We start from the raw sequence: 14,730 nt of genomic DNA on the forward strand, positions 1-14,730 counted from the left end.
CGCAACCGCGATTTTCGCCAGCCTTTCAGCGCCCCGGTCCGGGTCAGGGGCCCTTCAGCAGCGGCAGCGTGATGGCGACCTTGAGCCCGCCGCCGGGGCGGTTGAGGAAGGTCAGGCGCCCGCCGAAGTGCTCCACCGCCTCGTGGGCGATGGCCAGGCCCAGGCCGGTGCCGCTGGCGGTGGTGCCGGGGGCGCGGAAGAAGCGCTCGCCCAGCCGCGGCATCACGTCCTCGGGTACGCCGGGCCCGTTGTCCTCCACGTACAGTTCGACGTCGTTGTCATCCAGCGCGTGCACGCCGACGGTAACGGTCGCATCGCGGCCGGCATAGCGCAGCGCATTGTCGATCAGGTTGTCCAGTGCTTCCTGCAGCTGGGCACCGTTGCCGAGCACGCGCAGCGGCTGGGGGCTGCCGCGGTAACCCAGATCGATGCCATCGCGGATCGCTTCAGGCACGCGTGTACCGACCCACTGCGGCACCCGTTCGCACAGGTCCAGTGCCTCCACCGTCTCCGGCACGGTCTGGGCCCGGCTCAGCGCCAGCAGCTGGGTGCTGACCCGCGCGGTGCGCTGGTTGAGCCGGCGGATGTGCTGCAGTGCCTCGCGCACCGTGTCCGGGTCGCCATGCGCCAGTGCCTGGTCCACGTGCAGGGCCATGCCGGCCAACGGCGAGCGCAGCTGGTGCGCGGCGTCGGCGATGAAACGGTTCTGCAGGGTGATCATTTCCGCCTGGCGGGCAAACAGATCGTCGATGGTGCTGATCAGTGGCTGGATTTCCTCCGGCACGTCGGCGTCGGAGATCGGCGCCAGTTCGCCGCGGCGCTGTGCCAGGCGGGTCCTCAGCGGGGTCAGGATGCGCAGGCCATGGGTCACCCCGAACCAGACCAGCGCGGCAGTGCCCAGCGCCAGCATGGTCATCAGCGGGATGATGATCATCAGGATCTCGCGCGCGCGCTGGCGTCGTTCGGCCATGCTTTCGGCCACGGTCACCGCCAGCTGGTCCTGCGGATCGTTCATCGCACGCGTGCAGACGGTGGCCATGCGCACCGGCTGGCCGTTGAGAATGCCATCGTACAGGGTGGGGTCCACGCCGGTGCATTCCTGCGAAGGCGCGTAGGCACTGAAATCTGCATTGCCGCTGAGCGTCCCCTGGCGGCTGCTGTCGACGTTGAAATAGCGATGGCCGTCGGGTTCGTACTCGATCAGGAAGCGCGCCTGCGGAGACAGGTCGCTGGTCACCGGCATGGTGCTCAGCATCTGCGCGAACGAGTGCGTGTCGTCGATCAGGTTGCGGTCGTGGATGCGGTTGGAATAGTCCAGCGCAACGTAATAGGCCAGGATCGTATTGAAGGTGAGAAGGCCCAGCATCGGCAACGCCAGGAAGGCGAGCAGGCGCCGGCGCAGGCTGGGCGGTCCACTGATCACGGGGCGCTGTCGTCCTGCGCATCTTCCAGCATGTAGCCCAGCCCGCGCACGGTGCGGATGCCCATGCCGCCCGGCTGCAGCTTGCGGCGCAGGCGGTGCAGGGCGATGTCCAGGCCGTTGTCGGTCAGGTCCTGGCCCCAGTCGCACAGCGCTTCCACCAGTTGCGCGCGTGACACGATGCGCTCTGCACGCACCGCCAGCGCCGACAGCAGGCCGAACTCGCGTGCGGTCAGTTCAAGTGATTGGTCGTCGATCCATACGCGGTGCCCGGCCAGGTCCAGGCGCAAGCGGCCGATGCGCAGGTCCGGATTGCCATTGCTGGTGACCCGCCGCAGCTGTGCACGCACGCGGGCTTCGAATTCATCCAGTGCGAACGGCTTGACCAGGTAGTCGTCGGCACCGAGGTCGAGCACGCGCACCCGCTCGGCCAGGCCGTCACGCGCGGTCACCACCAGCACCGCCAGGCCATCGCCACGCTGGCGCAGTCGTTGCAGCACGTCGCGGCCATCCAGTTGCGGCAGCCCCAGGTCCAGCACCAGCAGTGCATACTGGGTCGAGCCCAGTGCTGCATCGGCGTGCGCACCGTTGTCGACGTGGTCGACCACGTGCCCCTGCCGGCGCAGCGAGGCGCACAGGCCGGAGGCGATGTCCGGGTCGTCTTCAGCAATCAGAACGCGCATGCGCGGGGCTCCTGTAACAGTCAGGCCCACCGGCTGGACGGGCGGGCCTCTCGGCTGCCGAAGGGTAGCCGCAAACCGGGTGAAGGTGGAGCGCGCCGGCACCTCCCGGCGCCGTCACGCTGTCCCTCCATTCAGTCCTGCAGCCCCGGCTCACCCAGCGCCAGCGGCATCCGGGAGCCATCCAGCAGGCCACGGCTGAGCTTGCCCTCCTCGATGAACAGTAGTTCGCCGTTCTCGCCGTTCTTGATGCTGCTGTCGATGGCGATCACGCGGTCGCCGTGGAAGCTGCTGACGTGTGGCATCGACGTATGGCCGACCACGATGCGCTTGAGCTGCAGGCGGTCGAGCACGGCCTGCACACCCGCGGTGTCAAGGCGGCCATCGAAATAGCCGCGGTACCAGATCGGGCTGGTCTTGCCGTCATACAGCGGTGCGGTGGCCGGGTCGGCCTTCACTTCGGCCTTGGGCAGGCCCAGCGAGGCCTGGTAGGCCGCGTTGGTGCGTGCCGGGTCCAGCGCCAGCTGCACCGCCTCGGGCGAGATGCCGCCGTGCAGGAACAGGGTATCGCCGATCTTCAGCAGTACCGGTCGGGTGCGCAGCCACTGCCCGATCACCGAGTCGGCGCCATACAGCTGCGGGTAGCTGCGGCCCAGCAGCTGGGCGCTGCGCAGGTACTTGGGGTTGACGTAGCGCAGGTCGTCGTACAGCACCATGGTTTCGTGGTTGCCGAGCACGAAGTGCACGGCGCCACCGGCGGCGGCCGCCTGCTGCTGCAGGCCGTAGAGCAGCCAGAACGCCTCGGTCACCTGCGGGCCGCGGTCGAACACGTCGCCGGCGATGACCAGCGTGTCCTTGCCCAGCGCCCAGCGATCCTGCGCGTCGATCACGTGATGGGCACGCAGCAGGCGCACCAGCAACCCGTACTGGCCGTGAATGTCGGACAGCGCGACGATGCGCGGTGTGGCCGGCAGCACCGAGACCGAGGCTGCATTCGGCGCAGCCACATGCACGGTGTGTTCGTAGCCGCAGCGCGGTGCGATATCGGTCCCTGTTGCCCCGGAGGCAAGCGTGCGCGATTCGACCTTGTCGGCGCAGATCCACTTGGCCTGCACCCGGTCGCCCTGGCGGAACACATAGGGGCCATCGGCCTGCACGTGGTCGGCGGGCGCGGCAACCTCGCGGGCCTGCGTGGTTCCGGCGCTGCAGGCCAGCAACGGCAGCAGCAGGGCGGTCATCAGGGAAGGGCGATAGCGCGACATCGTCGTTGTCCGGCGGCGGAAACATCCGATGCTAACCGGCGCGACCGGGTCGCGGTGTGCGCGAATGGGCGGGTCAGGCGCTGTGCCCGTCGTCCCTGAGCTTGCGCACACGGGTGGCGGCGGCCTGCAGGGGCCGACCGTCGCGCCCGCGCGGCTGCATGTACGGCAGCGGTCGCCGCGTGCTGGATTCGATCAGCTGCGAATGAGCTTCGTCTGCACCGAAGCGATGGCGTTCACCCCATTGGCGCAGCGCGACCAGCACCGGGAACAGCGCCTGGCCCGCGGCGGTGAGCACGTATTCCTGGTAGGCCGAGCCGTCGGAGGCCGGTTGCAGTTGCAGGATGCCGGCCTCGACCAGCCTGCGCAGGCGATCGCTGAGGATGTTGCGGGCGGCGCCCAGGCTGCGCTGGAAGTCGCCGAAGCGGCTGACGCCGTCGAAGGCATCGCGGATCACCAGCAGTGCCCAGCGATCACCGAGCAGGTCGGCGCTGCGGGCAACGGGGCAGGGGCTGTCTGCGTGCATGGCGGTCTCCGTCCTATGTGGTTGCAGTTTAAAACCAAAGTAGCTAGCCTGCATCTGGTTTCAATATGAAACCAGATGACGAATGCCATGCCGATTCCACGCCCCCTGCTGGTGCTGCTTGCGGTTGCCGCCGGCGCCAGCGTTGCCAACGTCTATTACGCGCAGCCGCTGCTGGATCAGCTTGCACACGCCTTCGCGCTGGAGCGGGCGGTTGCCGGCGCGGTGCTGGCCGCGACCCAGGCCGGCAGCGTGCTGGCATTGCTCGGGTTGCTGCCGCTGGCTGATCGCGGTGACCGGCGGCACCTGCTGCGGCTGCAGCTGGCGGCACTGGTGGCAGCCCTGCTGTGGCTGGCAGCGGCACGCACGGCCGGTTGGCTGTTGTCGGGCATGCTGCTGGCCGGGCTGTTGGGCACCGCGCTGACCCAAGGCTTGATCGCCTACACGGCAGCGATGGCTCCGGCCGCGCAGCGCGGGCGCGTGGTGGGGGTGGTGCAGGGCGGGGTGTTCATCGGGTTGCTGCTGGCGCGCGTGCTGTCCGGCACGGTGGCGGCCATTGCCGGCTGGCAAGCAGTCTATCTGCTGTCGGCAGCGCTGATGGCGACCCTGGCCGCACTGCTGTGGCGGCGCCTGCCGGCTGTGCCGATACCCGTGGTGCCGCCGCGTTGGCGCGACCTGATCGGCTCGATGCTGGGCATGCTGCGCCGGGATCGAACGCTGCGCGAGCGCGGTCCACTGGCGTTGCTGCTGTTTGCCGGACTCAACGTGTTCTGGGCGGCGGCCCCCTTGCCGCTGTCGGCCCCACCGCTGCAGTGGTCCACTGCGGCCATCGGTGCGCTCGGCCTGGCTGGGGTGGCAGGTGCATTGATGGCGTCGCGGGTCGGGCACTGGATGGACCGCGGTTTTGCCGATCGGGTCAGTCTTGGCGCGCTGCTGTTGATGCTGGTCGCGTGGTGGCCGCTGCTGGGCCTGCCGCAGTCGCTGTCGTTGCTGCTGCTGGGCGTGATCGTGCTCGATCTGGGTGGGCAGGCGCTGCATGTCTCGAACCAGGCGCTGCTGCTGCGCGCGCCGGGCGAGCAGCATGGACGCCTGGTGGCGCTTTACATGCTCTTCTATGCGGTGGGTAGTGGTGCCGGTGCGGCTGCCGGGCCCTGGGTGCACGCCCGGCACGGCTGGCCTGCCGTGTGCCTGCTGGGCGCCGGCATCGCGCTGCTGGCGCTGCTGTGGTGGGCAGCGTGGCGGAGGCGGGCGGTGAAAGCAGCGGCTGCCGCGCGAATCGGTAGAGTCGACTGTTAGTCGACTGCTCCTCGTTCCGACGGCAAAAAGCTCCGCGCTGCGCGCGGTAGTACTAACAGTCGACTCTATCCGCCACCGGGATTCTTCATTTCCGCCAGTTCAGCGCTGCAACGCGCGCCGCCCCGGCGCTTCCTGCAGGTCGGCGCTGGCCACCACCACGCGGTTGCGGCCGCTGCGCTTGGCCTCGTACATCGCCGCGTCGGCACGTGCCATCAAGCGTTCGTAGTCCGGGTGGCCATCATGGCCGGCCACGCCGATGCTGGCAGTCAGCGACAGAACCTGGCCGTTGGCCAGTGCCACTGGCGACTGCGCGATCTGCCGGCGCAGGCTCTCGGCGATCACCGAGGCCTGTGACTCACTGGCGGCAACCAGCACCACCACGAACTCCTCGCCGCCGTAGCGGAACAGGTAGTCGCTGCCGCGGGTCAGCTGGCCGAGCAGGCCGGCCACGTGCTGCAACGCGCGGTCGCCGGCATCGTGGCCGTGGCCGTCGTTGATCGCCTTGAAGTGATCCAGGTCGAGCAGCAGCAGCGAGAACGGCGTGCGGTTGCGCGTGGCCAGCTCGATCTCCCTGCGCAGCACGGTAGGCAGGAAGCGGCGGTTGAGCAGGTTGGTCAGGGCATCGCTGCCGGCATCCAGTTCACCGATGCGTTCGAACAACAGCGTCATCAGGGTACGGATGGCGGCCAGGTCCTCGCGAATGGCCGGCAGCACCGCCAGTCGTTGCGCCGGGGTGTCATGGTTTGCCCGCTGCAGGTTGCCGTCGATGCGGGCCATCAGTTGGCCGACCTGCTGGGTTTCGCTGCTCTCGCCGAAGCTGGGGATGCCCTTGTGGGTGAACCACAGGCCGAATTCCGAGGTCGCCAGGCTGGCGCTTTCGCTGGCCTGCACGTGGCCGGCGAGTGCGTACAGCAGGGCGTTCTCCCAGTCCAGCAGCAGTGCACGCTGACGCTCGCGTTCAGTACCGACATTCTGCACCAGCGAGAACAACCGGTAGGCAGCATCGGCGCGGGTGGAGCGCTCACGTGCATGGGTGTAGGCCAGGGTCATGCCTTCCATGGCGATGTCCATGATCGCGCTGAGGCAGTCGATGGCGGCGAACGCGGTGGCGCTGTCGGGCGCGTCGTCGCGCAGGCGCACGAACAGCTCGTGCTTGAGTACGCGTGCGCCGCGGGTGACCAGGTCGACCGGAATGCCGACCCGGGCATGCACATCGCCGATCACCCGTTGCGAGGCAACGGTGGCGGCAATGCCGTCGGCATCGGTGGTCAGCAGCTGCACCAGCCAGCGCTGCATGGCCGGTTGCAGGCGTTGCTTGACCTGATCGTGGGACAGGAAGCGGCGTGCACGCCCGTCCTGCAACAGCACTTCGTAGAAGCGTTGGGCCAACGCCGGCGGGGCATCGGTTGCGGCGGCGTGCAGCAGCGCGGTGGCGGCAGGGCCGGCCTGTTGCAGGCAGTGCTGCCAGGCCTCGGCCAGCGGCTGGCTGGCATCGTCCAGTTGGGGTGGTTCCACGTCGATCTCTGACTGCGTACGGCAAACCACGGGTATCGGCCGCGGTGGCGTGCGGTTGATGGTGGGCAAGCCGGCCAGTTTAAGCGCGATGCAGGGTCGTCCGGCACGCAGGGCACATCAGGCCTGCGGTAGCAATGAGCGAACGCATTTGAGAATCACTCGCATTGATGGGAGAATGCGCGCACGGATCGGGCCGCAGGCGACTGCAGCGACGCTCCGCCTCCCCCTCGTCGTTGCCTCAAGCCCTTTGCCAGAGGCCCCGTTGCCCTGCCAGAAGGTCCAGATCATGTCTCCTGCCGTTGTCCTCTCGCCGCGCCCGCTGGCGCTCGCCGTTGCCGCCCTGCTGGCGGGCAGCGCCCTGACCGCCCAGGCTGAAGCCGACGCCACCGATATCGACACGGTGCACGTCACCGCTTCGCAGATTGCCCGCCAGGCGTTGGGTACCTCGACCATCACCGCAGAGGACATCGCCAGGCGCCCACCGGCCAACGACATCGCCGAACTGCTGCGCACCATGCCGGGCGTCAACCTCACCGGCAACAGCGCCTCGGGCCAGTACGGCAACAACCGCCAGATCGACCTGCGCGGCATGGGCCCGGAAAACACCCTGATCCTGGTCGACGGCAAGCGCATCGGTGCGCGCGATGCCGTGCGCATGGGCCGCAGTGGCGAGCGCAACACGCGCGGCGACACCAACTGGGTGCCGGCGGAGATGATCGAGCGCATCGAAGTGCTGCGCGGACCGGCGGCGGCACGCTATGGCTCCGGTGCTTCCGGTGGCGTGGTCAACATCATCACCAAGCACCCGACCGGCGACCTGACCGGTGCGGTCGACCTGTACGGGCTGGTGCCCGAACACAGCGCCGAAGGTGGCAGCGAGCGCGTCGGCCTGCAGCTGAGTGGGCCGATGACCGACACGCTGTCGTTCCGCCTGTACGGCAACCTCAACAAGACCGACGCCGATTCACTCGATCTCAACCGCCAGTACGCCACCCAGCCGAACGCAGTGCCACCGGCTGGCCGCGAGGGCGTCAAGAACCGCGACATCAACGCGCTGCTGCGCTGGGACGTGACCGCCGACCAGGTGGTCGAGTTCGAGGCCGGCACCAGCCGCCAGGGCAACATCTATGCTGGTGACCGCGCGGTCAGCACCACCGGCACTTCGACCGGCATCGATCTGGCCGCCCTGGCCGACGGCAAGGCGGAAACCAACCGCATGTACCGCAACACCGGCGCGATCACCCATCGTGGCCGCTGGGGCGATGTCACCTCGCGGGTGACCGCTGCAGTTGAAGCGGTGAACAACTCGCGCATCAACGAAGGCCTGGCCGGTGGCCCGGAAGGCAGCTTCAACGGCACCGACTGGTCGACCTCGCGCCTGCGCAACTACCAGCTGGATGGCGAAGTGAGTTTCCCGACCACGCTGGGCGGCGCCGAGAACATCTGGACGTTGGGCTTTGAATACCTGGACAGCCGGCTGACCGACCCTTATTCGATGAGCCAGTCCAGCAGCAGCGGCGGTGGCATCCCGGGGCTGTCGGCCGATCGTGCGCGCGGCAAGGCCGATGCGCAGACCACGGCGGTGTTCGTGGAAGACAACATCTACCTGGGCGAGCGCTGGATCGTTACCCCGGGCCTGCGCTTCGACCACCACAGCCAGTTCGGCAACAACACCAGCCCCAGCCTCAATGCGCAGTTCCGCATCAACAGCGACTGGGTGGTGAAGGGCGGCATCGCCCGCGCGTTCAAGGCGCCGAACCTGTACCAGTCGAATCCGGACTATCTGTACTACACCCGTGGCAACGGCTGCCCGAATGCGCTGCCGAGCCTGGGCGCCGGTTGCTACATGCGCGGCAACGCAGACCTGAAGGCGGAAACCAGCCTGAACAAGGAACTGGGCATCGAGTGGGCACCGCAGAGCGGCTGGCAGGCGTCGTTGACCTACTTCCACAACGATTACAAGGACAAGATCCAGGCCGGCTACACCCAGATCGGGCTGACCGCCGACACCAAGGGCCGCATCTTCCGCTGGGAGAACGCGCCGAAGGCGATCGTGCAGGGGCTTGAAGGCAACCTGGTGATTCCGCTGCTGGGCGAGCAGGGCAACCGCCTGAAGTGGAGCAACAACTTCACCTACATGGTGGAAAACGAGAACAAGAGCACCGGCCAGCCGCTGTCGGTGATCCCGAAGTACACGATCAACACCATGCTGGACTGGCAGGCCACCGACAGGCTGTCGCTGCTGCTGACCGGCACGTTCTACGGCAAGCAGGAACCGGCCACCACCAACATCAACAACGACCCCCGCTGCACCGGCAGCTGCGATGCATCGATCGCGCTGCAGGATCGTGGCGCGTACAACATCTGGGGCGTGAGCGCGCGCTACAAGGTGACCGAGACGGTCAGCTTCGGCTTCGGCGTGAACAACCTGGCCGACAAGCGCCTGTTCCGCGAGGCCAACAGCAGCGATGCCGGCGCGGCGACCTACAACGAACCGGGCCGCGCCTACTGGGCCAGCCTGCGCTTCGGGTTCTGACGGCAGGCCGGCGAGGGCTCGTGTGGCCTGCAATGTTATAAACATCGTAATAGTCTCCTCCGCCGGCACCGCGTAGCCTGCACCGCATCGCAAAGGAGCTGTTGCCATGGGCCACGACCACGATCACCTGCCGTCCCAGATCCGCCACGAGAAGCCCTTGTGGTGGGCGCTCGGCCTGACCTCCACCTTCCTCGTCGTCGAGGTGGTGGGCGCGTTCTGGACCAACAGCCTGGCGCTGTTGTCCGACGCCGCGCACATGGCCACCGACGCGCTGGCGCTGATGATCGCGCTGGTTGCGGTACGGCTGAGCCGGCGCCCGCCGGATGCGCGCCGCACCTACGGCTATGCACGGCTGGAAGCGTTGGGCGCGATGATCAACGGTGCCATGCTGTTCGTGGTCGCCGCCTACATCCTGTGGGAGGCGATCGGCCGCTTCCGCCAGCCGCAGGAGATCGCCTCCTCCGGCATGCTGGTGATCGCGGCTGCGGGCCTGGTCATCAACCTGATCTCGATGCGCCTGCTGCAGGCGGGCAGTGGCGAGAGCCTCAACGTGAAGGGCGCCTACCTGGAAGTGTGGGCCGACATGCTCGGCTCGGTGGCAGTGATTGCGGGCGCATTGTTGATCAAGTGGACCGGATGGAAACCGATCGACCCGATCCTGGCCGTGCTGATCGGCCTGTGGGTGCTGCCGCGTACCTACGTACTGATGCGTGAGGCGATCAACGTACTGCTGGAAGGCGTGCCCAAGGGCATGGACGTGGACAGGGTGCGCGACAGCCTGTCCGGCCACGCCGCAGTCCTGGACGTGCATGACCTGCACGTGTGGGCGCTGGCTTCCAGCACGCCGGCGCTGACCGCGCACATTGTGATGCGCGACGGCACCGACGCCGATGCGCTGCGCCGCGAGCTGGGCGGTCGCCTGCATGATGACTTCGGTATCGAGCACGTGACGCTGCAGATCGAGGCGGACCACTGCGGCGAAGCCTGTGGCGAACCGGCGCCGGCCAACGGCGGCGGACACAAGGGCCATGAGGGCCACGACCACGGCGAGGACGCGCAGGGCCATCGTGGCCACGTGCATCGTTGATCGACGATTGACGCGCGCGCCGGGAGATGGCCGGCGCAGCTATTCGTCCCGCCGCGAGGCCAGCCGATCCGCCAGCCGGGTTGGCTCCGGCAACCGGTAGCCGCGCAGGGTGCGCTGCACCCAGCCCAGCGCGGTATCGGCACTGACCCGATGGCCACCGGCCACGAACAGCGGCTTGCAGCGAACCTTGCTGCGCAGCACCCAGCCCAGTTGCTCGTCGCCATCCAGCAGCGGTGTATGCGCACCAGCTTCGGCGCCCGGTTCGACGAACCTTCCCACCAGTTTCGATTTCGCCACGCCGATGCTCGGCAGATCGGTGACCACGCCCAGATGCGCGGCGACGCCCAGCCGGCGCGGATGGCTGATGCCGTGGCCATCGACGAACGCCAGGTCCGGCGTTCGCGGCAGCAGTGCCAGTGCGGCCAGCAGTGCCGGCAGCTCGCGGAAGCTGAGCAGGCCGGGGATATAGGGCATCGCTGTGGGGATGCGCGCGATCTCCTGCGCCACGGGCTGCAGCGTCCTTGCATCCAGCAGCACCGCCGCGGCGCGGGTAATGGCACCGTTGTCCTCGAATCCGACATCCAGCCCGGCCAGCCAGCGCACCTTGCGTGGCAGGCGGTCCTGGCGTTCCACGCGGCCGGCCAGCTGCAGCTGTTGCGCTCGAGCGGCGGTGACGCTGCCTTCCCAGCGCCCGGGGTCGATCACCGTATTCATTGGCTGCAGCATCGCATGCGTGGCGCCACGGCACGGTGAGCGGCCGCCGGGGCTACAATGGCGGCCTGCCTTTCCTCGCGTTGGAGACCCTGCAGTGACCCGTAGACTCGTACTGTTGCGCCATGGCCAGAGCCAGTGGAACCTGGACAACCGCTTCACCGGCTGGGTCGATGTCGACCTGACCGAGCAGGGGCGCCGGGAAGCGGCCGCCGCCGGCCGCCTGATGCGCGAGGAAGGCCTGCAGTTCGACGTCGCCCATACCTCCGTGCTGAAGCGCGCCATCCACACCCTGCAGGGTGCGCTGGCCGAGCTGGAGCAGGACTGGCTGCCGGTGAACAAGTCCTGGCGCCTCAACGAGCGCCACTACGGCGGCCTGCAGGGCCTGGACAAGGCCGAGACCGCTGCCAAGCACGGCGAAGAGCAGGTCAAGGTGTGGCGTCGTTCGTACGACATCCCGCCGCCGCCGATGGACCTGGAAGATCCGGGCCACCCGATCCATGACCGCCGTTACGCCGGCCTGGACCGCAACGCGCTGCCGGGCACCGAATCGCTGGCCACCACCCTGGACCGCGTGCTGCCGTACTGGCACGACGCCATCGCGCCGCAGCTGAAGGACGGCAAGACCGTGCTGGTCACCGCCCACGGCAACTCGCTGCGTGCGTTGTACAAGTACCTCAACAACGTCTCGCGCGAGGAAATCCTCGAGCTGAACATCCCGACCGGCATCCCGCTGCTGTTCGAACTGAACGATGACCTGACCGTGCAGTCGTTCCGCTACCTGGGCGACCCGGAAGCGGCGCGCAAGGCCGCCGAAGCCGTAGCCAACCAGGGCAAGGCGAAATAAGAAACAGAAGGCCGGCGCAAGCCGGCCCTTCTTTTTGTAGAGCCGAGCCCACGCTCGGCTGACGCTGTCGCAACCCGGTAGAGCCATTTCATTGGGGCTGCATGTGCCAGCTACGAAGGACCCAGCAGGCGCACCTTCGGCGACTGCAGCGCAGCAATGTCGATGACGTGGTCCTGGCATATCACCTGATAATGCGTGAATGGGCCCGGGTAACGGGTATCAGCGAAGGTGGCACGGCCCAGATATTCAAGGAACTTCGAATGGCTGTAGCGGCGGAACAGGTTGCCGCTCCAGGCTTCGGAGTCGTCCCAGCTCTGGTAGGACTCGTTGTGCACGGCGTAGCTGATGTAGTGGTCCCAGATCAGTTCAAACCGCTGCGAGTGGGGCACCACCTCTATCGCACGCACATCATCGATTGAACGTCCATGACCGAGCTCCACCCGGGAGGGCTTTCCGACCACCCGGCCCTCCTCGACGACCAGGCGCAGACGATTCGCTTCCGGCTCGCCAATCTCAGCAAGAAACAGAAACTCACAGGTGTCGAGGGCCAGCAGCAGCGCAGGTTCGTCCATGGTCATGAGGTCCAGTGATCGCAGAGGCCAGAGCATACCGGCGCGCGGCGGGAGCTGCGCCGTGGGCTCTGTGACCTTTGGCCGGTCCCCAACCTCACGCCCCCGGCTACCCTGTGAAATTACCCGCAGGAGAGCCTCATGAACGTCCGCAACCTGGTCCCGCTGGGCCTGACCATCGCCATCGCTGCCTCGCTGGCCGCCTGTGGCAAGAACGAAACCGCGCCGGCGGCCAGTGCCGACGCCAAGCCGGCCTTCGACCTGTCGCAGATCAAGACGCCGCTGATCTCGCTCAACAGCGCCGACCTCGATCCGGCCATTTCGGCCTGTACCGACCTCAATGGCTTCGTCAACAGCAAGTGGCTGAAGGCCAACCCGGTGCCGGGCGACCAGACCACCTGGGGCAGCTTCGAGATCCTGCGCGAGCGCTCGCTGGAAGTGCAGCACGCGCTGGTGCAGCAGGCCGCCGCCAGCCAGGCCAAGGCCGGCTCGGTGGAAGCCAAGATCGGTGACATCTGGAAGACCGGCAACGACGAGGCCAAGATCGAAGCCGCCGGCCTGGCGCCGCTGCAGCCGCAGCTGGACAAGATCACCGCGCTGAACGACACCGCCGCCATCACCCAGTACCTGCGCGACAGCCAGGCCGAAGGCAAGGGCGTGTTGTTCTCGCTGTTCGCCAATGCCGACTACAAGGATTCGGCCAACGTCATCGCCTATGTCGGCCAGGGCGGCCTGGGCCTGCCGGAGAAGGGCTATTACTTCGACGATGCGCAGGCCAAGATCCGCGACGCCTACGTGGCCTACATCGCACAGGTGCTGACCCTGTCCGGTGTGGACGCGGCGCAGGCCGCCGAGCAGGCCAAGGCCGTGATGGCCTTCGAAACCCGCCTGGCCAAGGCCTCGATGTCGCGCATCGAAATGCGTGACCCGGCCAAGCGCTACAACCCGCTCAGCGCCGCCGACGCCGACAGGCTGACCCCGAACTTCAGCTGGACCGCGCTGTTCGACACCCTGAAGGTACCGGCCGCGCAGAAGTTCTCGCTGGCGCAGCCGGGCTTCTTCGGTGAAATGGACAAGATGCTGGCCGATGTGCCCGCCAGCACCTGGCAGGCCTACCTGCGCTTCCACACCATCGATGATGCCGCGCCGTACCTGAGCAGCCAGTTCGAGAAGGCCAACTTCGATTTCTACGGCACCACCCTGCGTGGCCAGAAGGAAATGCAGCCGCGCTGGAAGCGCGTGCTGGAGTCGGTCAATGGTGGCATGGGTGAAGCCCTGGGCCAGCTGTACGTCGACGCCGTGTTCCCGGCCGAGTCGAAGGTGGCCATGCAGCACCTGGTGGAGAACCTGTCGCAGGCGCTGAAGGCGCGCCTGGAGCAGCTGCCGTGGATGGGCGAGGAAACGAAGAAGAAGGCACTGGAAAAATGGGCCAGCTTCACCCCGAAGATCGGCTACCCGGACAAGTGGCGTGACTGGTCGGGCCTGCAGACCAACGGCGACAGCTACCTGGGCAACATGCAGGCAGCACGCGCGTTCAACTACCGCTACATGCTGGACAAGATCGGCAAGCCGGTGGACAAGACCGAGTGGGGCATGACCCCGCAGACCGTCAATGCGTACTACAACGCCACCAAGAACGAGATCGTATTCCCAGCGGCGATCCTGCAGGCGCCGTTCTTCGACGCCAAGGCCGATCCGGCGCTGAACTACGGCGGCATCGGTGCGGTCATCGGCCACGAAATGATGCACGGCTACGACGACTCGGGCAGCCAGTTCGCCGCCAACGGCAACTTCGACAACTGGTGGACGGACGCCGACCGCAAGGCCTTCACCGAACGTACCGACCAGCTGGTCGCCCAGTTCGACGGCTACGAGTCGGTGCCGGGCGTGTTCGTGAAGGGCAAGCTGACCCTGGGCGAGAACATCGGCGACCTGGGCGGCCTGACCGTGGCCTATGACGCGCTGCAGATGGCGCTGAAGGAAGACCCGAAGGCGAACGTCGAGGTTGACGGCCACAGCCAGGACCAGCGTTTCTTCATGAACTGGGCCACCGTGTGGCGCCGCAACTTCACCGATGGTGAGCTGCGCGTGCGCCTGAACACCGATCCGCACGCGCCGGCCAACTTCCGTGCCAACGGTGCGCCGTCGAACATGCCCTCGTTCGCCGCTGCATTCCAGTGCAAGGCGGGTGATGCGATGGTGCGCGCCGACGACAAGCGTGTGGTGATCTGGTGATCGATTACCCGTGATGCGAGAAGCGAAAGGCCCGGCGAACGCCGGGCCTTTC

12 protein-coding genes are annotated in these 14,730 nt (G+C 67.3%); 5 read left to right on the top strand and 7 right to left on the bottom strand.

All coding sequences use genetic code 11. The annotated features are described in order from the left end of the window. Window positions 1–43 precede the first annotated feature (43 nt). The 4 genes from ACUDTM_RS18565 to ACUDTM_RS18580 all read right to left on the bottom strand — a co-directional run bounded on the left by ACUDTM_RS18565 (window position 44) and on the right by ACUDTM_RS18580 (window position 3,885). Entirely contained in the window at window positions 44–1,423 is a 1,380-nt protein-coding gene (locus ACUDTM_RS18565) for an ATP-binding protein (protein WP_188241161.1), read from the bottom strand. Beyond that, window positions 1,420–2,103 carry a response regulator gene (locus ACUDTM_RS18570; RefSeq protein WP_008265770.1) on the bottom strand — a complete coding sequence of 228 codons (684 nt, stop codon included), beginning with the start codon at window positions 2,101–2,103 and terminating at the stop codon, window positions 1,420–1,422. Before ACUDTM_RS18570 ends, ACUDTM_RS18565 begins: the two co-directional genes overlap by 4 nt. 131 nt (window positions 2,104–2,234) lie before the next feature. Next, entirely contained in the window at window positions 2,235–3,362 is a 1,128-nt protein-coding gene (locus ACUDTM_RS18575) for a metallophosphoesterase (protein WP_353080165.1), read from the bottom strand. 73 nt (window positions 3,363–3,435) lie between these two features. After that, entirely contained in the window at window positions 3,436–3,885 is a 450-nt protein-coding gene (locus ACUDTM_RS18580; protein ID WP_072166856.1) for a winged helix-turn-helix transcriptional regulator, read from the bottom strand. A gap of 75 nt (window positions 3,886–3,960) precedes the next feature. Here ACUDTM_RS18580 and ACUDTM_RS18585 point away from each other — a divergent pair, with 75 nt between their 5' ends. Next, window positions 3,961–5,178, top strand: a complete 1,218-nt coding sequence (locus ACUDTM_RS18585; RefSeq protein ID WP_434556926.1) for an MFS transporter — start codon at window positions 3,961–3,963, stop codon at window positions 5,176–5,178. A gap of 99 nt (window positions 5,179–5,277) precedes the next feature. Here ACUDTM_RS18585 and ACUDTM_RS18590 read toward each other — a convergent pair whose 3' ends face one another. Next, the gene (locus tag ACUDTM_RS18590; RefSeq protein ID WP_353080166.1) at window positions 5,278–6,693 is read right to left on the bottom strand and encodes a GGDEF domain-containing protein; all 1,416 of its coding nucleotides are present in this window, start codon (window positions 6,691–6,693) and stop codon (window positions 5,278–5,280) included. A gap of 286 nt (window positions 6,694–6,979) precedes the next feature. Here ACUDTM_RS18590 and ACUDTM_RS18595 point away from each other — a divergent pair, with 286 nt between their 5' ends. Together ACUDTM_RS18595 and ACUDTM_RS18600 are read left to right on the top strand one after the other, a co-directional pair. Then, the gene (locus tag ACUDTM_RS18595) at window positions 6,980–9,229 is read left to right on the top strand and encodes a TonB-dependent siderophore receptor (protein ID WP_353080167.1); all 2,250 of its coding nucleotides are present in this window, start codon (window positions 6,980–6,982) and stop codon (window positions 9,227–9,229) included. A 106-nt stretch (window positions 9,230–9,335) separates the two neighbouring features. Further along, entirely contained in the window at window positions 9,336–10,316 is a 981-nt protein-coding gene (locus ACUDTM_RS18600; RefSeq protein WP_353080168.1) for a cation diffusion facilitator family transporter, read from the top strand. 39 nt (window positions 10,317–10,355) lie between these two features. On the opposite strand, the gene nfi is transcribed toward ACUDTM_RS18600, so the two are convergent. Beyond that, the gene (gene nfi / locus ACUDTM_RS18605) at window positions 10,356–11,030 is read right to left on the bottom strand and encodes a deoxyribonuclease V (protein ID WP_353080169.1); all 675 of its coding nucleotides are present in this window, start codon (window positions 11,028–11,030) and stop codon (window positions 10,356–10,358) included. Between the two features lie 94 nt (window positions 11,031–11,124). Here nfi and gpmA point away from each other — a divergent pair, with 94 nt between their 5' ends. After that, window positions 11,125–11,874, top strand: coding sequence for a 2,3-diphosphoglycerate-dependent phosphoglycerate mutase (gene gpmA / locus ACUDTM_RS18610; RefSeq protein WP_005415787.1), 750 nt, complete (start codon window positions 11,125–11,127; stop codon window positions 11,872–11,874). A gap of 110 nt (window positions 11,875–11,984) precedes the next feature. Here the strand turns inward: gpmA and ACUDTM_RS18615 are convergent, their stop codons facing one another. Continuing rightward, window positions 11,985–12,446 carry a hypothetical protein gene (locus ACUDTM_RS18615; RefSeq protein ID WP_231109140.1) on the bottom strand — a complete coding sequence of 154 codons (462 nt, stop codon included), beginning with the start codon at window positions 12,444–12,446 and terminating at the stop codon, window positions 11,985–11,987. 138 nt (window positions 12,447–12,584) lie between these two features. On the opposite strand from ACUDTM_RS18615, the gene ACUDTM_RS18620 reads away from it, so the two are divergent. Then, window positions 12,585–14,678 (top strand): M13 family metallopeptidase, encoded by a 2,094-nt coding sequence (locus tag ACUDTM_RS18620; protein WP_072166853.1) that lies wholly within the window; start codon window positions 12,585–12,587, stop codon window positions 14,676–14,678. Window positions 14,679–14,730: the final 52 nt, after the last annotated feature.

It is taken from the genome of Stenotrophomonas maltophilia group sp. vghtpe118, from assembly GCF_052605195.1.

What these genes read in the sequence shown, in the direction of transcription:
- ACUDTM_RS18570 (WP_008265770.1), bottom strand. Translation starts at nt 2,103, where the DNA reads ATGCGCGTTCTGATTGCTGAAGACGACCCGGACATCGCCTCCGGCCTG.
- ACUDTM_RS18575 (WP_353080165.1), bottom strand. Translation starts at nt 3,362, where the DNA reads ATGTCGCGCTATCGCCCTTCCCTGATGACCGCCCTGCTGCTGCCGTTG.
- ACUDTM_RS18580 (WP_072166856.1), bottom strand. Translation starts at nt 3,885, where the DNA reads ATGCACGCAGACAGCCCCTGCCCCGTTGCCCGCAGCGCCGACCTGCTC.
- ACUDTM_RS18585 (WP_434556926.1), top strand. Translation starts at nt 3,961, where the DNA reads ATGACGAATGCCATGCCGATTCCACGCCCCCTGCTGGTGCTGCTTGCG.
- ACUDTM_RS18595 (WP_353080167.1), top strand. Translation starts at nt 6,980, where the DNA reads ATGTCTCCTGCCGTTGTCCTCTCGCCGCGCCCGCTGGCGCTCGCCGTT.
- ACUDTM_RS18600 (WP_353080168.1), top strand. Translation starts at nt 9,336, where the DNA reads ATGGGCCACGACCACGATCACCTGCCGTCCCAGATCCGCCACGAGAAG.
- nfi (WP_353080169.1), bottom strand. Translation starts at nt 11,030, where the DNA reads ATGAATACGGTGATCGACCCCGGGCGCTGGGAAGGCAGCGTCACCGCC.
- ACUDTM_RS18615 (WP_231109140.1), bottom strand. Translation starts at nt 12,446, where the DNA reads ATGGACGAACCTGCGCTGCTGCTGGCCCTCGACACCTGTGAGTTTCTG.
- ACUDTM_RS18620 (WP_072166853.1), top strand. Translation starts at nt 12,585, where the DNA reads ATGAACGTCCGCAACCTGGTCCCGCTGGGCCTGACCATCGCCATCGCT.